Source organism: Microcoleus sp. S13_B4 (assembly GCF_036700885.1).
Taxonomy (GTDB): Bacteria; Cyanobacteriota; Cyanobacteriia; order Cyanobacteriales; family Microcoleaceae; genus Microcoleus.
In genome coordinates this window covers 51,020-69,701 of the sequence record NZ_JAUBPU010000030.1, presented here as the reverse complement: position 1 = coordinate 69,701, position 18,682 = coordinate 51,020, and the positions used below count along the sequence as shown (strand labels likewise).

General features: G+C 47.2%; 18 protein-coding genes and 2 pseudogenes. 7 read left to right on the top strand and 13 right to left on the bottom strand.

Annotation, left to right across the window (positions count from 1 at the left end; all coding sequences use genetic code 11):
• The 5 genes and pseudogenes from QT994_RS16880 to QT994_RS16860 form a co-directional block, all read right to left on the bottom strand.
• A pseudogene (locus QT994_RS16880) lies at positions 1-332 on the bottom strand (IS66 family transposase); the annotation flags it as partial.
• A 373-nt stretch (positions 333-705) separates the two neighbouring features.
• Positions 706-876, bottom strand: a complete 171-nt coding sequence (locus QT994_RS16875) for a hypothetical protein (protein ID WP_333176320.1) — start codon at positions 874-876, stop codon at positions 706-708.
• Between the two features lie 228 nt (positions 877-1,104).
• Entirely contained in the window at positions 1,105-1,791 is a 687-nt protein-coding gene (locus QT994_RS16870) for a DivIVA domain-containing protein (protein ID WP_333176318.1), read from the bottom strand.
• Positions 1,674-2,252 carry a pantetheine-phosphate adenylyltransferase gene (coaD, locus tag QT994_RS16865; protein WP_333176316.1) on the bottom strand — a complete coding sequence of 193 codons (579 nt, stop codon included), beginning with the start codon at positions 2,250-2,252 and terminating at the stop codon, positions 1,674-1,676. Before coaD ends, QT994_RS16870 begins: the two co-directional genes overlap by 118 nt.
• A gap of 143 nt (positions 2,253-2,395) precedes the next feature.
• Positions 2,396-3,232: a M15 family metallopeptidase gene (locus tag QT994_RS16860; protein ID WP_333176314.1), complete on the bottom strand. Its 837-nt coding sequence runs from the start codon at positions 3,230-3,232 to the stop codon at positions 2,396-2,398.
• A gap of 55 nt (positions 3,233-3,287) precedes the next feature.
• Between QT994_RS16860 and QT994_RS16855 the strand changes: the two genes are divergently transcribed.
• Positions 3,288-3,431 carry a hypothetical protein gene (locus QT994_RS16855; protein WP_333176312.1) on the top strand — a complete coding sequence of 48 codons (144 nt, stop codon included), beginning with the start codon at positions 3,288-3,290 and terminating at the stop codon, positions 3,429-3,431.
• Positions 3,432-3,457: 26 nt separating this feature from the next.
• On the opposite strand, the pseudogene QT994_RS16850 reads toward QT994_RS16855, so the two are convergent.
• The 4 genes and pseudogenes from QT994_RS16850 to QT994_RS16835 all read right to left on the bottom strand — a co-directional run.
• A pseudogene (locus tag QT994_RS16850) lies at positions 3,458-3,604 on the bottom strand (helix-turn-helix domain-containing protein); the annotation flags it as partial.
• 72 nt (positions 3,605-3,676) lie between these two features.
• Positions 3,677-4,039, bottom strand: a complete 363-nt coding sequence (locus QT994_RS16845) for a transcriptional regulator (protein WP_333050067.1) — start codon at positions 4,037-4,039, stop codon at positions 3,677-3,679.
• Positions 4,023-4,370 carry a type II toxin-antitoxin system RelE/ParE family toxin gene (locus QT994_RS16840; protein ID WP_333176309.1) on the bottom strand — a complete coding sequence of 116 codons (348 nt, stop codon included), beginning with the start codon at positions 4,368-4,370 and terminating at the stop codon, positions 4,023-4,025. Before QT994_RS16840 ends, QT994_RS16845 begins: the two co-directional genes overlap by 17 nt.
• Positions 4,280-4,498: a hypothetical protein gene (locus tag QT994_RS16835; RefSeq protein ID WP_333176322.1), complete on the bottom strand. Its 219-nt coding sequence runs from the start codon at positions 4,496-4,498 to the stop codon at positions 4,280-4,282. Before QT994_RS16835 ends, QT994_RS16840 begins: the two co-directional genes overlap by 91 nt.
• A gap of 144 nt (positions 4,499-4,642) precedes the next feature.
• On the opposite strand from QT994_RS16835, the gene typA reads away from it, so the two are divergent.
• The 4 genes from typA to QT994_RS16815 all read left to right on the top strand — a co-directional run bounded on the left by typA (position 4,643) and on the right by QT994_RS16815 (position 9,640).
• Complete coding sequence (gene typA / locus QT994_RS16830) at positions 4,643-6,433, top strand: translational GTPase TypA (RefSeq protein WP_333176307.1); 1,791 nt, start codon at positions 4,643-4,645, stop codon at positions 6,431-6,433.
• 457 nt (positions 6,434-6,890) lie between these two features.
• Positions 6,891-7,763 (top strand): ParA family protein, encoded by an 873-nt coding sequence (locus tag QT994_RS16825; protein WP_172192852.1) that lies wholly within the window; start codon positions 6,891-6,893, stop codon positions 7,761-7,763.
• Entirely contained in the window at positions 7,760-8,206 is a 447-nt protein-coding gene (locus QT994_RS16820; RefSeq protein ID WP_333176305.1) for a hypothetical protein, read from the top strand. The genes QT994_RS16825 and QT994_RS16820 overlap by 4 nt, the downstream gene beginning before the upstream one ends.
• A gap of 165 nt (positions 8,207-8,371) precedes the next feature.
• A complete protein-coding gene (locus QT994_RS16815; protein WP_333176303.1) occupies positions 8,372-9,640 on the top strand; it encodes a DUF5050 domain-containing protein in 1,269 nt (422 codons plus the stop codon).
• A gap of 110 nt (positions 9,641-9,750) precedes the next feature.
• On the opposite strand, the gene hpsL is transcribed toward QT994_RS16815, so the two are convergent.
• Positions 9,751-11,415: a hormogonium polysaccharide biosynthesis protein HpsL gene (hpsL, locus tag QT994_RS16810; RefSeq protein ID WP_333176301.1), complete on the bottom strand. Its 1,665-nt coding sequence runs from the start codon at positions 11,413-11,415 to the stop codon at positions 9,751-9,753.
• Positions 11,416-11,850: 435 nt separating this feature from the next.
• On the opposite strand from hpsL, the gene QT994_RS16805 reads away from it, so the two are divergent.
• On the top strand, positions 11,851-12,558 hold the full coding sequence (locus QT994_RS16805; protein ID WP_333176299.1) for an alpha/beta hydrolase: 708 nt from the start codon (positions 11,851-11,853) through the stop codon (positions 12,556-12,558).
• 143 nt (positions 12,559-12,701) lie between these two features.
• Here the strand turns inward: QT994_RS16805 and QT994_RS16800 are convergent, their stop codons facing one another.
• The 3 genes from QT994_RS16800 to QT994_RS16790 all read right to left on the bottom strand — a co-directional run bounded on the left by QT994_RS16800 (position 12,702) and on the right by QT994_RS16790 (position 16,765).
• On the bottom strand, positions 12,702-13,598 hold the full coding sequence (locus tag QT994_RS16800) for a CoA-binding protein (RefSeq protein ID WP_333050082.1): 897 nt from the start codon (positions 13,596-13,598) through the stop codon (positions 12,702-12,704).
• A gap of 83 nt (positions 13,599-13,681) precedes the next feature.
• Positions 13,682-14,911 (bottom strand): ATP-grasp domain-containing protein, encoded by a 1,230-nt coding sequence (locus tag QT994_RS16795; RefSeq protein WP_333176297.1) that lies wholly within the window; start codon positions 14,909-14,911, stop codon positions 13,682-13,684.
• A gap of 336 nt (positions 14,912-15,247) precedes the next feature.
• Positions 15,248-16,765, bottom strand: coding sequence for a glycosyltransferase family 2 protein (locus tag QT994_RS16790; protein ID WP_333176295.1), 1,518 nt, complete (start codon positions 16,763-16,765; stop codon positions 15,248-15,250).
• Between the two features lie 246 nt (positions 16,766-17,011).
• Between QT994_RS16790 and ebsA the strand changes: the two genes are divergently transcribed.
• Positions 17,012-17,386, top strand: coding sequence for a type IV pilus biogenesis protein EbsA (gene ebsA / locus QT994_RS16785; protein WP_333050085.1), 375 nt, complete (start codon positions 17,012-17,014; stop codon positions 17,384-17,386).
• Positions 17,387-18,682 lie beyond the last annotated feature (1,296 nt).

Below are 18,682 nucleotides of genomic sequence, written 5' to 3'. Positions count from 1 at the left end.
TTGCCCGGATGGTCATATTTGGGGCCGCGTTTTTTTCCTTTTTTTCGCTTGCTTTTGTCGCTGGGCTTGAGGAGCAGTTCTGCTGATGGGGGAGTAGAACTGTTTGATGAGGTGCGGTTTTTTAGCTTCTCTAACGCTTCTTTTAACTGTTCAATCTCCTGTTGCTGCTCTTCGATCAGGCGTTGTTTTTCTGCCAGTTTTCGTTGTTGCTGTTTGAGCTGCTGCTGTTGTTTTAGTAGCCATTCTCCCAAAGACAACACTGCAATAGCCATCTTCTCTACTACAATGGGTATCTCTACTGGTTGGTTTGTCAGCGCTGTTGGATTCGGCATGACAGCTACTATACTCTATTTTAACCTCTTTGGCTCAAACTCTTACCACAGTTGCTCCCCGGCCAGCTATGACCCATCATTGGCGATACCGCAACGCAGTTGCGGTGAGCAGTTACGGGGGTCTTTGATTTGGGCAAATACTAATGCCATTTTTTCTGTCAGTTCAGTTGCCTGAGCTATACTCAATTTTTTTGACCTTTTAATCCTGTGTTTGTCAGAGGTGAAACCTGATGCCATAAGACCGACCTACTAAGTAAGATAGAAACTTTGTACTCACCAGTCTACTAGATAACATCTCCGATCCTCAAACGATATCTGTGATTATATAAATGTGCCAAATTATCTGTATTTTTAACTACCAAATTAGATGCGCTTACCCTGGTAAAAATGCAGGTACGCAAAATAGTTGAAATGTATCGATCGCCACAAATAAAATTCTGCGATCGCGAAATGCCAAGAACCCAGCATGAGTAATCACCACACTGACGATCGCTAAAGCTCGGCTCAAATCAAATTCAGCGAACCGATGAGAAACTTTTTGCATCGTAAAAATTAGATTGTAAAAATTTGAATCAAATTAGGAATTTTTTGTTTGATGAGCAGGGTATCATAAAATCTTATATTTGCTTTTCTCTTCACAAAACTTATCTCAGCAACAATAAGTCACCGAGTGCTGGAATTGAGGAAGAAAGACTATAAAGACTATTCCGAAAAAAATCTACCTAAATTAGGTAGACTTTTAGAAAGGTTCCAGCCATGAGTTAACTGTTGGCTAACCGTTGTTGTGATGGATGTGCGACGCAGAAACACTATCCAACTGATCGCGCCCGTTGCGGATCACGCGCAGCATATCGCTCAGCTTGTGCTCGATATTATCGAGCACTTGGTCAGCATAATCGTCGGCTCCGTTTTGAATTTCCTCGCATTCAGCCATCGCCCTGACTCTCATCTCTTCCAATTCCTCTTGAGCCTGGTAGCGAATTTGTTCGACTTCCGCCAGCGTGGCCTGCTGAATTGCCTCACAGTCGAGCAAAACTTGCTGGCGCAACTGATCTGCCTCTATCTTCGCCTGCTGGAGCAGGCCCATATCGTTTAAAATTTCTGCTGCTCGTTGTTCTGCGGCTTCTATCACTTCCTGAGCGTAAAGTTCCGCCTCTTGAAGCAAGTCGTCCTTGTGCCGGATGATCGTCTCGGCTTCCTGAAAGGCGATCGGCAAATTTAGCCTCACCAAGTCTAACTGATCGAGCAACTGTTCTTCATCCACCAGAGTGCGTCTGGTCATAGGAATTCGCGGGCTGTCGAGAACAATTTCCTCAAGCCTGTTCAATTCCCGCTGGATGTCTACTCCTGCGGTTCGGGTGGGGTCTCCGAAGGCGGCTGTGTTCTGAGGTGATTCGTTCTCAGTGCGGAGGCCGGTACTATCGGGTTCGATGCGAGTTGGTTCCTGCTGGCGTAACATTTGTAAATATCTAGGGCGACGTGTTTCGGAACAAGATGATCTACGGAGCCACCAAACTTGGCTATTTCTTTAACTACACTACTACTTAAAAAGCTGTACTCGTTAGAAGTTGCCAAAAAAACTGTTTCAATTTCACCCAGAAGGGTTTTATTGGTGTGGGCCATCTGGAGTTCCATTTCAAAATCTGTTAATACCCGGAGCCCCCGCAGCAGCACTTTGGCTTGTCGAATGTTAGCATAGTTTACTGTCAAACCCTCAAAACTGTCTACTTCTACATTTGGCAAGTGTTGGGTAGACCGCAGGATCTGCTCGATCCGTTCCTCTACGGTGAAGAGAGGGGTTTTGCTGGGGTTTCTGACTACGGTAACAATTACCAGATCAAATAGTTTAGATCCCCGCTCGATAATGTCTGCGTGACCGAAGGTTATGGGGTCAAAGCTGCCTGGATAGATTGCAATCACGAGTTTTGCTCAAAGGAGTGGGGGAGTGGAGGAGTGGGGAAATGGGAGAATGGGTAGAGTGGGGCCGTGGGAGGGTGGGAGAGTGGCAAAGCCGGAGATGTGGAAAATCTTCCTTCTTCCCTCTTCCTTCTTCCTTCTTGCCTCTACTTTTTCATGGAATGAGCTTTGTAGAAAGTTTCGAGGCTTTGCTTGTCGCCGACAAACCGCCAATGCCAAGGCTCGTAACTGACGCCTTGGGGATTGTTTTTGGAGAAGGACATTTCAAAGCTGAAGGCGACGGCGTTGGCTTCTAGCCACTTGAATGCTTGGGTATTTTCAAAGCTGGGACTGAGGTTGGTATCCGGGGCGCTGCCGTCGCCGATGTCGATCGCATAACCGGTGTGGTGTTCGCTGTAACCTGGAGGGGCGCTGACTTCGGCTCGCTTGCTGGCGTTTTGCCTGCGTTCGGCTTTCACGTCAAAAAATACGTGCTGTTGGTCTTCCACGGAGCGAAAGCCGGATATGGGAGCAAAGTAAATGCCTGATGCCGCTGCGGCGTTGGCCATTTCCTGATACTTTGCTGCTGCTGAGGTGCGAAGTTTGACGCTACCGTCGGGGGTGACGCCTACCAAGTCTTTGGCTGGTGCTTCGGGGTAAGGCAAGTGTCCCAGCAGGTTGTCTGGGGTTGCGGGGTCGGTGCCGGCTTTGGGCTTGGTAGCTGGACTCGCAACCGACCCAGACGCGGAACTCACCGGTGCTGGGTTTTGTTGAGTTTGCTCTGCCTGACTGGTGGCTGGGAACAAGTTAAAGTTGAGGTGCAGCCAGATGCTGACCCCACAGCCTAATGCGGCCAACCCTAGCAGTTTCCAAATCAGCCCTTTTTTCTTGGACTGACTCTGCCCTGCTTCTAGGTATGGGTGGTCTCGCACTGCTTCTGGAATTTCGTCGGCGACAAGCTCCGAGGCTTGCGGGGGTTTTCTTGACAGACTAGCGTTATCCAAGCCAGCTCCACTCCTGCACTTCAATAAGGCTCAACGTTAAAAATTGTAGACCGATATGGGCGATCGAACAGCTACAATTGCCGCTGAGAATATATCATTTCTTTCAGACTTCGCCCCGTCCCATCCGCCAACTCTCGCATCTGTTGCTTGGGCCCACAGTCGATCGTCCCTGCGAGGTCGAACTGGTTGGCGCTGGTAGCGCTGGTTTATTTTAAGTGTAATTTGTTACTCTTCGACAAAATCCAACAATTCTTCGATCGACACATCAAACGTCCGGGCCAATTTTAGGAGAGCACCGATGTCAGCCATTGCCATACCGGGCGAGCGGGCATAACTTTTTACAGTATTGTAGGATACTCCAGAGCGATCGTCTACTTGCTTTAGGGCTCGGGCTTCGAGCGCCGTTAAGGTCTAATTAGTAGCTTAAAGCTCGATCGCCCAAAATCAAACATTACCAACTTCCGCCAACTCAGTAGCACTAACAGAATCTTCCTCTTCCGGTTGATCTCCTTCATCAACCGCAACCGTTAATTTCAATCCCAGAGCCTTCAGCCAACTTGCCAAAGCATAAATTGTCGCACTTCCTTCTCCCGACAACAAAACATCTAATTTTTCCAAATGCAATTTAGCATCCTCTGTAGACATATTTGGTTCGCCAAGAGCCTCAAATACATTGCTAAGTGCGAGTTCCAGCAAACCAGGTTCAGGCTCTTCGTCTTCCAAATGCGCTGTTAGATAAGCCGCAGCGTGTATTTTATCCTTGAGCGCTTCTATCAGATAGCCCTGGTAACTATCGCTCGTTGGCATTTTCGCGTTCTCCATATTCTTTCCAATACTCATACGCTTTGCGGATATCTTGTTCTTGAGTGCTTTTATCCCCACCCCAGAGAAGAAGAACTATTGTTGACCCCAATTGTCCGAAGTACACGCGATACCCCGGCCCAAAATCAATTTTTAATTCGCAGACTCCTTCCCCAACAGACTTGCTGTTTCCTAAATTCCCTAAGCGAACTCGGTCAAGGCTTTGCTCAATTTTAACTACCGCATTCAAATCTCGAAGGGAACTAACCCACTCTGCGAAAGGATTTCTACTGTCTGGGGTAATATAACGTCTAATTTCCCTCGGCTGTACTTCCATAAAGTCGATCGTACTTGCAGCCTCATCTTAATATCGGCGATCGCCCCGTATCCAACCTTCTTCACCTGGGCAAACTCAAGATCACCGATCGAAAGGAACTCTGCGGTTAGGGGTAGTGTAACGCTCAATTTCTCTCGGTTGCGCTTCCATAATCTTGATTTTAGCGACGATCTCAGTCCAATCTGGCAGCCGCGCCCGATCGGCCCTTGACTCCATGCGCTACAATTATTAAGAAATCTTTAGTTAGATCCGTTTAACGTTCCAGACGCATTATGAGTCTTCCCATTCGCAACGTCGCCATCATTGCTCACGTCGATCACGGCAAAACCACCCTTGTGGACGCTCTCCTCAGACAGTCCGGGATCTTCCGCGAAGGGGAAGAAATCCCAGATTGCGTCATGGACTCCAACGACATCGAGCGCGAACGTGGCATTACCATCCTTTCCAAAAACACCTCCGTCAGGTACGGAGAAACCCTGATCAACATCGTCGATACCCCCGGACACGCGGACTTCGGCGGAGAAGTCGAACGAGTTCTCGGCATGGTTGACGGCTGTCTGCTGATCGTAGACGCCAACGAAGGCCCGATGCCGCAAACCCGCTTCGTGCTCAAAAAAGCCCTAGAAAAAGGATTGCGCCCGATCGTATTTGTCAATAAGATCGATCGCGAGCGAGCCGACCCCCACAAAGCCGTCGATAAAGTTTTGGATCTGTTCCTCGAACTAGGTGCTGACGACGATCAGTGCGAATTTCCCTATCTCTTCGGTTCCGGCTTAAGCGGTTACGCCAAAAAACACCTCGAAGACGAAGGGGTAGATATGAAGCCCCTCTTTGAAGAAATCCTCGACCACGTACCACCCCCCGTAGGCGACCCCAACAAGCCACTACAACTGCAAGTAACCACCTTAGATTACTCAGAATACGTCGGTCGCATCGTCATCGGCCGCATCCACAACGGCACGATTAGAATCGGTCAACAAGCAGTCTTAATCACCGAAAGCGGCGCGATTGTCAAATCAAAAATTACCAAATTGATGGGCTTTGAAGGCCTGAAGCGGATTGATATTCCAGAATCTTCTGCTGGTAATCTTGTCGCCGTTGCCGGTTTTGCTGATGCGTATATTGGCGAGACAATTACCTGCCCCAACGACCCGCAAGCGCTGCCTTTAATCAAGGTAGATGAACCGACTTTGCAGATGACTTTCTCGGTGAACGATTCGCCGTTCTGCGGTCAAGAAGGAAGTTTGGTGACATCTCGGCAAATTCGCGATCGGCTAATGCGAGAACTCCAAACTAACGTCGCCTTGCGCGTCGAAGAAACCGAATCTCCCGACAAATTCCTCGTATCCGGCCGTGGCGAACTCCACCTCGGAATCCTGATCGAAAATATGCGTCGCGAAGGATACGAATTTCAAGTATCCCAGCCGCAAGTAATCTACCGCGAAATCGGCGGTCGTCCCTGCGAACCTTTTGAATGTTTGGTATTAGACGTACCCGAAGAAGCAGTCGGCGGCTGCATCGAACGCCTCGGTCAGCGGAAAGCAGAAATGCAAGATATGCACGTCAGCAGCACCGGTCGCACCCAAATCGAATTTTCAGTCCCCGCTCGCGGTTTGATTGGATTCCGAGGCGAGTTCATGCGGTTGACTCGCGGCGCTGGAATTATGAACCACAGCTTCCTCGACTATCGCCCCCTCGGTGGAGAAATTGTCGCCCGTCGCAACGGAGTATTGATTTCCTTTGAAGAAGGAGTTGCAACTACTTATTCACTGAAAAATGCTGAAGACCGCGGCGTATTTTTCATTACCCCCGGAACCAAGGTTTACAGAGGGATGATTATCGGAGAAAACAACCGAGATGAAGACATGGAGCTGAATATTTGCAAGTCGAAGCAGTTGACAAACCACCGGGCATCTGGCGGTGAAGAATTGGCACAATTGCAAGCGCCAGTCGATATGAGTTTGGAACGTGCTTTGGAGTACATCGGCCAGGATGAATTGGTGGAAGTAACACCGAAATCAATTCGCTTGCGGAAGGTTTCTAAGAAGTTGGTTAAACGCTAAAACAACTTGTAGGGTGCACATTGTGCACCCTACGTTTTATCGGCAGTAACAACCTGCCATAATTTTAAAAATTATATATTAGCCAATTGTGCTTTTGTTATTTTACTTAATTATCGAATAAATTGATATTTATGAGTAGATGTTTCCCTGAAAGCCTTTAAACACTATCCAAATAAGGTTTTCGGAAAACCATAAGTATTGCGATTAGATAAAACTTTTTCAACATTAAGTCGAGCGAGAATTTGATCGCCGTTTTCCTTTTCCTTAAATCCAGAATATATCTGTTTTAGTTCGCCTTTGGGAGGGCTAAGAGTTTTATTTTAATATTTATTTCTATATCATAGTATGCCTTTTATGTCAATCGGCACATCGCGATTCTCATAGCCGATCGCGCGATCGACTAACCGCCACAATATGTTTTAATTTATATTTGAGCAAAATCCAAGCAAAACCAGCCATGAGTCCTAAATCAATAGCCGTAATCAACTTCAAAGGCGGTGTCGGAAAGACCACCGTCACTTGGAGTCTGGGAAATATTATATCCCAAGGAACAGACTTAGAAGTCTTGATGTTAGACTTAGATCCGCAAATGTCGCTCACAGAGGCGATCGGACTTAACGAAAATACAGGTCATTTAGATGACAAATTTGGTAAGTGGTACGAACAATCTCTCAAGCACAGACTCACAATTTACGACGCTCTCGAAGTCTTTAAAAAAGCCGGACAAAACTTTAAATTTCCAGTTGGTTTCGACACCATTTATCAGATTGACGAACAGTTACATTTTGTCCCTTCAGTTGAAGAATTGTATTGGTTGGATATCGATGGATTTGAGGGAAAAAGTGTTAAAGACTTCATCCGCAGATTCATCGGCAAAATCGCCAACTCTGCCAATCTACCCAAATACGATTTGATGCTTTTTGACTGTTCACCTTCCTTCAGTCTCCTCACCTACAGCGTACTCTCTTGCTGCGACTTAATATTAATTCCCGTCAATCCCGATTATTTTGGTTCTAGGGGATTGAGTTTAGTTTTAAACTCGCTTCAGAAACGGATTGAGCCTTATCCGTTTCCCAAGATAGCAGTGTTTATGAATAAAGCTAAAACCTATGGAGGATTGCTGACAAATGAAGTTCAGTTTTATATGAGAGAAGTAAAGAGACTTTGCGATGAGATATCAAAAGATAATAACATAGAAGTTAGATTTTTAGAATCGACGATTCGCGAAAGCGTCGGGCTAAAACGGGCGATTAATGAGGGAGAACTGCCGCGAGAATTAGTTAGAGAATTTGAAAAACTATGGCGCGAGTGTGAGGAGTACCTGAAATGAGTAAAAAAGAAATTTTGGCTGCTTCCGAACAAGAAAGCGGGGGGTTAGTTGAGGAAATTGGCGAACTTAAGGAAATCTTGCGGGACGTTGCTCGAAAATTAACCCGGCTTGAGACTCAAGTCAAGCGGGGAGTGATTTCTGCTGGCTCAAAAACTTCGGATATTCCCAGGGGTGCTGATGTTAATAAACTTGCTAATTTATCGGCGGGAAATGTTCTAGAAGTTTATGAAGAACTGCGTTTACAAGCTAAGAATGGTAATGAAGAAGAGGTGAGGCAAAAATTGTTGGCTATGAGTGCAACTGACTTGAACTTGATGTGTTGCGAGTTAGGGATGCCACCCAGCAGCAAGAATCCGTCCCGCAAAAAAATGTTCGAGCTAATTATTGGCAGAATTAAACAGAGTTTGAGGCTGTCACGACATATCGACAGACAAACACTTTGAATGGGGCATTGGGAATGGGCCATTGGGAATGGGGCATTGCTGCCATTCGGCATTGGTAATAGTTTGGAGTTAGAATTTGCCATATTCCCCCAGCACTTTCAGAAGTCAGGGATATGAGGACTGAAGACTGTGAAGATTTAAAAGTAAGGAGATGATGTTGACAAAATGCGTTTGCATAAATTATTGCGAATTAAGCCGATCGCCCTTATCTCCTTAACACTCGCAATCACCGTGTTTTTGAGCCTTCAGGGCCTTCCGACAACCGCAACCCAAAAACAAAGGATACTAGCGTTTACCGCCCTCCAAAGGCGCGGCAGCGAGATGAGAAACAATTTATTTGTGGTCAATACTAACGCTTGGAACCGCCGCCAATTTGCACCCAATATAGATGTTAGTTACACGCTAGTTTGGTCGCCCAATGGCGATCGGCTGGCTTTAGTTAGCGGAGACACTGACATTTATACAGTCAAGGCTGACGGTTCCGGGCTAACTAAACAGTTTGCTGGGGATTCTTGCAAAGCAAGTAGTTTTGAAATAGTGTGGTTTTCCAACAGCCAAAAACTTGTTTTTGCCCGTTCTTGCGACGGTTTTACCTCAGATTCTCCCGGCAGTCAATCACTTTATACGAGCGACACTTCGGGTATTAAAGGAACTAAATTAGTTCGGAAGTGGGAAGTAGGAGGACGACCGGCTAAAACAGAAATTTCATCGGAATGCTATCTGGCGCCCGATGGCCAGCAGGTAGCATTTGTCAAGGATAAAAATATCTACAAAATGAATGCCGACGGTTCGGGAATAACCAAACTCACTAAAAGCCCTGGCGAATATATATCCGGCGGAAGTGAACTTGTTTGGTCGCCCGATCGCACAAAAATTGCTTTCTTGTTTGGCGCTTATCCCAAACAGCAAATTTACACAATTAATGCCGATGGAACCAACCTCAAGAATTTGACCAACAACCCGCAAAATGAGGTTTACAACGTCAAACTCTTTTGGTCGCCCGACAGCAGCCGCATTGCTTACTATTACAATAAACCCGGCGATTCAGCAGGCGAACAGCAAGATATCTACCTACTCGACATTAACCGGGGGACAGCCAAGAACCTGACCCAAAAACCCAGAAACTACGACCAACTTTCGTGGTCGCCGGATGGCAAATTTATTGCCTTCCTGGCCGGAGAGTTCAACAATCAAAAACTTTACACAATCAATGCTGACGGGAAACAGCTAAATCAACTAGCTCCTAGGTTAAAACCGTCGGAAATTTCAGAATTAGCTTGGTCTACTGACAGCCAGCAAATTGCTTTTATATTTAACGAAATCCCAGGAGACAAAAGCAACTTGTATGTAATTAATCGGGACGGTTTGGTCTTGACTAAATTGACAAACGACAAGGATTTGAATGCTAGCAATCCGGTTTGGCAACCGCAGTAAACTTACGAGTGAAATAAGAAAGGACTTAAGGCACAAGTTGTTTAATGTGCTACTTATAACGGTAAGTTCTACTGCCAACCTCCAATATAGAGATTCTGCGTCCAAAGCCGTCAAATTGGGGCAGATGCAATAATTTTTTTCTCCTTTAATTGCTGATGAACTTCCAAATCCTTTGACTCAAGTTCCTGGTGTTTTTCATCCTGCACCTGTTTATCAATTTTGGGCAACTTTAAAATTGCCCCAGCTAAAACCCAATAATACACGGACACTGGATCTACATCCAGCGGATAGTATTGAGTATTGATCGTAATAAATGCAACAAACACCCAAAAACTAGCTCCGTAACTCCGCAAACTTTTGTCCTTGACAGATCGGTAAGCTCTAAAAGTTAAAAAAGCTAAGTGTAAAAGCATGATCTGAAAACTAATCATTCCCGGATAACCTAGTTCGTAGATCAACTTAGGTTGGAAAGTTTCAATTAGCTGCGTGGTACCAAATATTCGCGTTGAATTAGTGGCTCGTCCCACACCTCTACCGAAAGGTTTGTCAATGATAAAATTGTTGCTCTGCTCGAACTGATTAAAGAGAAACTGCTGGGGCGGTGCAGCATTCCAGCGACGAATAAAACTCTCCCACCGCTGCTCGATAATTCCCGGGTTAATAGCTGCACCGACAAACAGCAGAATCGCCAGTCCGGCACCGATGGGAATAAATCGTTTAAAATTAACTAATTGACCAGTGAGAACTAGCAGGATTGCTGTAGCAAGGGGAACCATAACTAAAGCAGCTCTTTGACCGGAAATAACTGCATTGGCAAATACTAATGCCATGGCAAATAAACCGATAACTCGCCACCAGAATGAAGGATCGCAAAAGGCAGAGGCAAAGCTTAAAAAAGCATGAGAAATTAAAAACCACGCCCACTGCCAAGGTGCGACAAAAGTTCCCGGCAAGCGGACAAACTTGACTTCTGGACTGAACACCAAAGAACCGCCGACAAAACATCTAGCTTGCAGGGTTGCTTTATATAATTCAGATCCCGTCATTCCTCTGGTTCCCGCACACTTCCCACTTTGCAGCAATAGGTACTGAATCAAACCGAGAAGGCAGCAAACGATCGCCAAAACGATGTGCATTCGACTAAAAAATACCAAATCCTTCTTAGTGCGGAGCAGATAATAGGTACAAGCAATCAGCGGTATGTAACCTATCAATACTTTTAAGCCGAGAATTCCTTGCAGAATTGGTTTGTCGCCCTTCATAGGGTTGAGCTGCATCTCCCCGTTCACAAAAATTAAAGTCAGCATTGCCATCATCAACAGGATGCTGAAGGTAGAAAGCATTTTTTTGGGAATGAACAGGGGCAACTGTTTCTTTTTGCAGCTTTGAATTAGGGCGATGAGAGCTGGTATGTAGAAAGCATCTTTGGCTACTTGAAATGCAGCATTCCCGCCACCAATTGCGTAAGTAATTGTACCACTGAAAGGCAGGTAAATTAGAAAAGCCCACAAAGCTTGACGGGGGTATTTGTAGGAAAGCAGCAAGATGGCTGCGGCTGCGCCTCCTGCAATAGCAATCTTAGGGCGGGCGACGAACAACAGGGGGATGCTGACAGCAACGCTGACTAAGCAGCTTAGGGCGATCGCCTGCACCAATTCATTGCGCTTTTCTGAAATTTTGCGTTTTTGTGCAGCTACTTCTTTTTTGCTGAGCGCTGTTGTTTTTTCGCTGTGCTTGTGTTTGGATTTCTTGGATTTTTGCTTGGTTTTCAACATATAGCAGAAGCAAGAACGAAGAGGGAAGAACGAAGAGGGAAGAGGGAAGAGGAAAAGGGAAGAAGGAAGAGGGACTTAGTTGCCTAAGAGAGAAAGAATAAGCAATCGACCCCTTATGTTTGTGCAATTAAGAACCTCCTCCCGTCAGGGCAGTTCCTAGAATTTTTATAAGGCACTTATGTTGAAGGCGAAAGACACTCTGATGTAGAAGGCTGGAGATGTAGAAGGTAGAAGACAGAAGGAATAGAAGCGAAAAGATTTCGGCAGATGTGGTTACTTATTTTAAAAGTCAAGATCGAGAAAAAGTCTCGGTCGAGATTGTAGGTGTGACGCGGGCACAAATTACACTGGCGACGTTGTAGAATATAACTGCTGCATCTATAATGTACAAAAATGTACAAATCTCGAAAAAATAATTTTAATCTAGCGGTGAATATGAAATTAACAAAATTTGTATCGATCGGCATAGCCCTATTTTTAGGAGCAAGCGGGAGCATATTATCTAGCAGCAGTACAGCATTAGGGGCCGAAAAAGTTGTCCTCACCTTTGGCCCGATCAGACAAGCCATCAATATCAGCGACTTAGAAGACTTTGCTAAAGAGGGCACGACGACGCCAACCCTGCGACAAATTATCCGGTTCTCCAAAATGGACGCGCAAAGATTGCGGGGGTTCATGGGTCTAGAAATCGGTTTAAAGCCTGCTAATCTGGCCAGGGTAGTTTACAGCACCCCGGGAGAAAAAATCACTGACCAAATCGGTCAAGCAATTCGCACTCAGCGGCGCACAGAAAGCGGCAAAGCTCTGCGGGCGGCGCTGATCCTGGCAGCGGGGGACGACGGTAAGGTATCGCTGTTGGAAATCCTGAAAAAGTATCCTCTCAACGAGGTTTACGTAGATGTTGCCAGCCTTCGCACCGCTGTTGGGAAAGTTCAGAGTATAGCCGGAACTCTGCAAAGCCTGCTTCAAGATGTGATGCGATCGACAACTCGCACCACTGAAACAACTGGCACCGAAAGTCCGATCGAACCTCGCCGCAGCGTGCAGCCAACAACTCCGCCTCCCGCGCCCCGCCGCATCGCACCCGCCCCCTTGCCAGCACCCGCACCGCAGCCTGACAGACCGGTCAGAGGACTGTGGTAAAAAAATCCTAAATGTGTATTAGGGGCCGGTTTAACGTGCAGTTGTGGCCTTTTGCAGACAATTTTGAGACAAAACCCGCCCCCGCCCTACCCCTATCCCAACCGCCAAGAGGGTTAGGGCTATTGTGACACATCCCAAACCAATCAATTTTTCTTTAGCAATTTTTTTAGCAACTTAGGAACCTCCGAAGGCCGCGCCGCCACAGGTATGTCCGCCTCTTCAAAGGCAGCCATTTTGTTTGGGGCCGTAACTCCAAAGGCTTTCTGGGCAGCCGCCCGAGAACTGATCAGGATGCCGGCGTGGCCCAAAGACGGCCCCTTGGGAGCGTAGCGGCCGGCCAGATAAGCCACCACGGGTTTGTCGATCGCCGAAGCGATGTAAGAAGCAGCAGCTTGTTCACTCCATCCGCCAACTTCCCCCACCAAAACCATCGCCTCCGTACTGTCGTCTTCGTCCAAAATTTGCAGCCACTGCATAAAAGAAGAACCGACAATCGCGTCGCAGCCAATACAAACCGCCATCGACTGTCCCAACCCAGCCTCCGTTAGTTCTAGGGCAACTTCGTAAGTCAAAGTGCTGCTGCGGCTGATCACTCCCACCGGGCCGGGAGTGTAAAATTCCTTGGGGTGAGTTCCCAGCAGCAGTTTGTCGGGCACAATAATCCCCGGACTGTTGGGCCCGATTACCAAAGTTTCGGTGGCCTCTGCTTTTCTGACTAAGCGCACCATATCCAGAGGAGGCACACCCCCAGTGACGATCGCGATTTGCCGAATTCCTCCCGCGATCGCTTCTAGCGCCGCATCCAGCACCGAGTAAGCGTCTACAAAAATTACCGCAGTGTCAACGTGACCCACTGCCGCCACTGCTTGTTCTACCAAATCAAAAACCGGAATTCCCTCCACTTCCAGCCCCCCCCGACCGGGGCTGACACCGGCGACTACATTCGTGCCGTATGCTTTCATCATCAGGGCTGCGCGGGTTGACGCGGGAGATTCTGTAATGCCCTGTACTAGGACTTTGCTTTCAGGAGTTAAATTCATTTTTTCCCACTTGACACTCGATCTGTAAAAAGCAGAAGGCCTTCATCTGTACAGAAATCTCGTTTTTTGCCGATCGACTGCTGCTACTTGGCGGAGGATACAGAAGCGGCCGCAGCCTCATCCAAAGTGCTAGCTAGCTGCACCGGCAACTGTCCCAAACGCTTTTTAACAGCCTCAGCATCGATCTCTACCAGCCGCAGCACAACTTGGATATGGCGGTTAGCGCGAGCTTTTCGTTCCAAATAGCCGGCTACTGCGGCGATTATTTCCTCGGTCTTGGAGGCGCTGCCCAAAATATTTACAAGTATCACCTTAACGCTTTTATCCTGAGCGACTAACTCCAGACCCAACTCCGTGCGATCACGCAGCGCATTTGCTGCATCGTAGCGGTCTAGGGAACCAATATTCACAAAATTAGCTGGTTTTCCTCCTTGGTGGGTTACAGCATCCAGAGTTGCCATTGTCAGACCCACTCCGTTGCACAAAATCCCTATATTCCCGTCTAGTTCTATTAATTGCAGGGATTCGGAATTCGAGATTGAGGATTGAGATTTGGGGTCAAACTCCGGCGAGTGCGGAACCTTCGAGTGGGAATGGGGGCGATCGCCAGGGGCATGGGGACTTCTCCTTTCCCGTCCCAACCCGATGCTTTGCCTCTTGCCCGAGAGTGCGACCAAATCTGGATGCCGCCCCAAGGCATCGTCGTTGGCGGTTACTTTACCGTCTAAAGCCATTACCTCTCCCGTAGGACTGATGCCGAGAGGATTGATTTCTACTAGGTCTAAATCTTTTTCGACAAACAGCCGGTACATTTTTTCGACAATGGTGCTCACCGACTGAATCAAGTCTCCCTGCAATCCCATTTTCAGCGTGAGACGCCTCGCGTAGAATGGGGAAAATTGTTGATCTACGGCAACTTGCTGCATTTGGTCGATCGACCCTTCGACATCCATACCTCCTTGTCTCGATCCCAGAAGCACCGGGCGACGTGCTACGGGGTCTAGGAGTACCGCTAAGTACAATTCTTGGTCGGCGTTGTACTTTGCTTCTGCCAGCAGGACTTGGGGATATTCATCCTCAATGGGCAAATTAAAAATTGTTTGAGCGGCTGCTACTGCATCGATGGTATTTTCCACAAACTTGATACCGCCCGCCCTGCCCCGTCCCCCAGCCCGCACCTGCGATTTGAGTACAACGGGGTAGGGAATTTTCAGTCCTTTGAGGTCGGCGAGATTGTCAATCCGCTGCGACGGCAAAATCGGAATTGCCATCTGGCGAAATAAAGATTTAGCTTGGTACTCTAACAAATCCATTATCAATTACGGGTGACGGGTAGTTGGCAACAAGCAATTCGTCCTAATTGGCAATTCATAATTAATAGATAGTAATTGGTTTTTTGTCAAGTTAAAAGTCAAAAATTATTGCTTTTATCTTTTAATTTTAGACTTTTGTATTGCCGATTACTTATTCGCTATTACCGCTCGCTGATTACCTTTACCTAAGCTGTTTCAAAGTGTTTTTTTCTCGGAATTGCCAAATTTTACTCTTAGGCTCTGGCGGATACATATTTGGCGAGCGTTGGTGTTTTTTTGTCTCCGGAAATCTTCGGACTTTGAGCCATACTGTGCCGAGATATTTCTGCTAATTGTTTACTTGATGCTACTATCCGCGCCTTGATGGACGGTTTTGACCCATTTGAGCCGCTTGGGCCGCACCGCAATCCGAGCCGTTACAGTCCCTACCAGCAGCCAGTGGAACATATACACAGTACCCCGTAGAGTTTGCAGCAAGGTGACAAAAACTCGCCTTACGTCAAATTTGGTCTCTTTGCGAGTGCGGCGCAAACCGACAAACATTCCCACTACCGACAATGTAAGGGTCATAAAAGTTATGGGACTGGCGATCGGCATCCGGCGCAGCGCAATTGACATCACAAAATCGGGTAGCGCTACGGTGGGTAAGAAATATTGAGATACCCAAAATCCAAATAAATCCCAAGTTTTCCCAGTTCCCATGCGGTTCCGCAAAATTAGCCGCCAGTAGTCAAGATAACGCTGATAGCCACCTTCTGCCCAGCGATTGCGCTGGTGCCACAGAGCGCGAGGGTTAGTGACTCCTTCTTCTGACACGGCGGGGAAAGCGAGAAATTCAATGTCCCACCGGTTTAAGTGCAGCCTCACCGTCAAATCAAGGTCGTCGGTAATCGTCTCCTCGTTCCAGCCTCCGCAGCTTTCCAAGGCGGTGCGACGCATGAATTGGCCGTTACCGCGCAATTCTCCAATGCCGCCGATCGCAATCCGCTGCTGTTGGAAAAAACTGTCGAGAGCCATTTCTGCTTCTTGGCCACGAGTCCAAAAATTTACCGAAGCATTGGCGATGGCTTTTCTGACTTGCACAGCCCCTACCTTTTCTCCATGGAACACCGGCAGCACCCGGCGCAGCAAATCCGGCGTTACCGTCGCGTCGGCGTCAAATATTCCCACAAATTCCCCGCGAGTCAGCGGCAAAACTTGATTCAGGGCTCCCGACTTCCCGCCGCTGGCATTTGCTCCTCTGCGAAATACTTTGAGCTGGGGGTACTTTTTGGTTAGCTGTTCCAATACTAGCGGCGTGGTGTCGCTGCTGTGATCGTCGATCGCCCAAACTTCGTAGCGGTCGATCGGATAATCTAAATTGCAGATTGATTCTACGAAGCGGGCAATCACCGCTTCCTCATTTTTCGCCGCCACCAGCAGCGACACATAGGGCCAATCCTCTCGACTTTCATCGGCAAGAGGTGGCAGTGCAGGCTTGGGCGAAGCAAACAACACTCGAAATGCTTGCATCCACAGCAGTCCCGTCAACCCCCACACTACCCACGCACCCCAAGAAATCAAGTGCAGGGCTATCGTGCCGGCCCAAATCGCAGTCAGCACTGCTGCGGCTTTTCCACGGCGTCCCCGGTACAGATTTTGAGGAAAAGAGGGAGTTCCCGGCACAGACACCGCAACCGGGAGCTCTGCTTTTGTTTCCGCGTCAAACACCCTGTCGCCAATGTCTGGTATAGCAAATACTTTGCTGAGCTTCGAGTGCGAGGTCAAACTCTTGAGCTCTTCGTGAGCTAAATCAGAGATGTCCAAGTTAAGCTCGCTGCGAGCGTCGTTTTCTGGCCAAGAACTCTCCTGCATAGGTTACTTGATTCAACCACCAATAGTTTTTGATTTTAGAGATAAGCATCTACTGTATCAGTTTCTGGCATTTTGTCGAAAGCCGACAGGAGGACAAGCAGCGGGTTCGGTGCTTGTACTGCCCGGGTAAACAGGCGCTGGATAAAGTATTTAGGTTGACTTTTGCTTGCGATCGACCAGGAATATCTGCTAGTTTTTTCAGGGGATCTAAACTATCTGTTAGTAATAATTGTCTGAGGTGGAAATATGTCTATTCCTCAACTCAAGCCAGCCGATGACAAAGAAGTGAAAGTCTACGCGCCTTTCTGTCAAGAGCCCAGGCGCAAGTTTTTACCGCACGCTATTGGCCTCTACAAGCTCAAAAGCTTGGAGGGGACAAGAAAAATTGAGGGCGGGGAGAGCGTGCCCTTTGTCGCTAGTTGGAATATCTCGTCGCTGCCGATCGATTTAACCCGCTGTCGGGTGTTGTTTGACGGCAATGCTGAACTCAGCTACGAAGTGACTATGCAAAGCTCTGAGTTTGTTAGTTGCTTAATTGAGGTTCTCCTGACTTTTCAGCGAACTCGTACCGTAGATTTTTCTAAAACGTTTTACCGCAAGCTGATGCGAATGGATGAATAACTTTCACCGCAACCGCATTCCCGAAAGCCTGCAATTGACAATCAAGCAATTTAATCCGGGGCCCCCGGATTGATTCGTGGATCGAGAAAAAAGCTCCGAATCCCGATCGCCAGCCCCCGGATTTATCAGTGGGGTCGCTTTCTTCAATCTAAAATCTAAAATCTAAAATCTAAAATCGATTGACAGGCGCTATAACTGGCGCACCAATAGTGTAACTAACGCCTCGATGGCAACATTACATGATTGGTGCGCCAGCCCTATTTGAGAAGCGGAAATAGTAAGTGAGTTGTTGGATCATTCTCAATAATCTCTTTGGGGTCAGCACTTATCCCCACTGCTAAAGTAAATCTACCGCAGTTTTCAGTTGAGCGTGATACAGATTTCGCGTAGGGAATCAGGCTTTGCCTGATTCCCTACCTGTATTTCATACAATTGAAAACTACTGTACTTTGTTGTGGAACAAGCCCAAAAGCCTATTTCGGACATTGGTGCTGTGCGAGTGCGTGAAGCGAAGCTATCGCCGTTAGGCGAATCGCGCCGTCTGATTTCGTTCAAATGTTGCGACTCGGTAGCTGAGAGGAAAGCGCTGTAGATCCCCCCAAGGAAAATCAATCTACAGCGCTTGAACTGCGATCGGGCTAGCATCGCAATCAGCCTTTGGGCTGCCGAAATGCCAGCCCACGCCGCCCGACAATTTATGTGTTTAGAAGGTAGAAGCCCTATCCTAAACAGCTTATTGCTCGCAGTGCCACCGCTCAGTTTGAAGGCGGGCGACCGCACTAATAATTAATAACTAATAATACAACCTATCGATTTTCAATTATCTGCACGAATGATCAGCCAAGCACGGGACTTTATCCCTACAAAATACTTGTATGATAGCAATCATAAATGAGTCGTATTTTTTTTTACCCCACCCCTACCCTCGCCTTACGAAGGGGAGGAGGGAATAAATTCACAAATGATTTATGATTGCTATATACCACACAAAAACTGCACCAAGCCCTCTCAATAGGTGTTTCTAGTGAAATCACCACTTCTACCCTGTTAGTTTTATTTTATAAAAGTCAGTATTAATATCTAACCTCAGTAATAAAACTAGCTAAAAAATTTATAATTAAAATCGGTTTTTAAAGGAAGCAGCGGCGATAAATCATTATCAAAAACGGCTGGTAAAACAAACAATTCAAAAAGTGCTTTCCCAAAATCAAGTAAAAAGAATGGGAAGGAAAGGGTTGCGAACAGGTGAATAAAAGTTTTTGGCAAAAAAACAATCTGACCAAAAGCGACTAAATC

Excerpts from the sequence above, each read along its gene's own strand:
- QT994_RS16875 (WP_333176320.1), bottom strand. The coding sequence starts at position 876 with ATGCAAAAAGTTTCTCATCGGTTCGCTGAATTTGATTTGAGCCGAGCT.
- QT994_RS16870 (WP_333176318.1), bottom strand. The coding sequence starts at position 1,791 with ATGTTACGCCAGCAGGAACCAACTCGCATCGAACCCGATAGTACCGGC.
- QT994_RS16855 (WP_333176312.1), top strand. The coding sequence starts at position 3,288 with ATGGGCGATCGAACAGCTACAATTGCCGCTGAGAATATATCATTTCTT.
- QT994_RS16845 (WP_333050067.1), bottom strand. The coding sequence starts at position 4,039 with ATGCCAACGAGCGATAGTTACCAGGGCTATCTGATAGAAGCGCTCAAG.
- QT994_RS16840 (WP_333176309.1), bottom strand. The coding sequence starts at position 4,370 with ATGGAAGTACAGCCGAGGGAAATTAGACGTTATATTACCCCAGACAGT.
- typA (WP_333176307.1), top strand. The coding sequence starts at position 4,643 with ATGAGTCTTCCCATTCGCAACGTCGCCATCATTGCTCACGTCGATCAC.
- QT994_RS16825 (WP_172192852.1), top strand. The coding sequence starts at position 6,891 with ATGAGTCCTAAATCAATAGCCGTAATCAACTTCAAAGGCGGTGTCGGA.
- QT994_RS16820 (WP_333176305.1), top strand. The coding sequence starts at position 7,760 with ATGAGTAAAAAAGAAATTTTGGCTGCTTCCGAACAAGAAAGCGGGGGG.
- QT994_RS16815 (WP_333176303.1), top strand. The coding sequence starts at position 8,372 with ATGCGTTTGCATAAATTATTGCGAATTAAGCCGATCGCCCTTATCTCC.
- hpsL (WP_333176301.1), bottom strand. The coding sequence starts at position 11,415 with ATGTTGAAAACCAAGCAAAAATCCAAGAAATCCAAACACAAGCACAGC.
- QT994_RS16805 (WP_333176299.1), top strand. The coding sequence starts at position 11,851 with ATGAAATTAACAAAATTTGTATCGATCGGCATAGCCCTATTTTTAGGA.
- QT994_RS16800 (WP_333050082.1), bottom strand. The coding sequence starts at position 13,598 with ATGAATTTAACTCCTGAAAGCAAAGTCCTAGTACAGGGCATTACAGAA.
- QT994_RS16795 (WP_333176297.1), bottom strand. The coding sequence starts at position 14,911 with ATGGATTTGTTAGAGTACCAAGCTAAATCTTTATTTCGCCAGATGGCA.
- QT994_RS16790 (WP_333176295.1), bottom strand. The coding sequence starts at position 16,765 with ATGCAGGAGAGTTCTTGGCCAGAAAACGACGCTCGCAGCGAGCTTAAC.
- ebsA (WP_333050085.1), top strand. The coding sequence starts at position 17,012 with ATGTCTATTCCTCAACTCAAGCCAGCCGATGACAAAGAAGTGAAAGTC.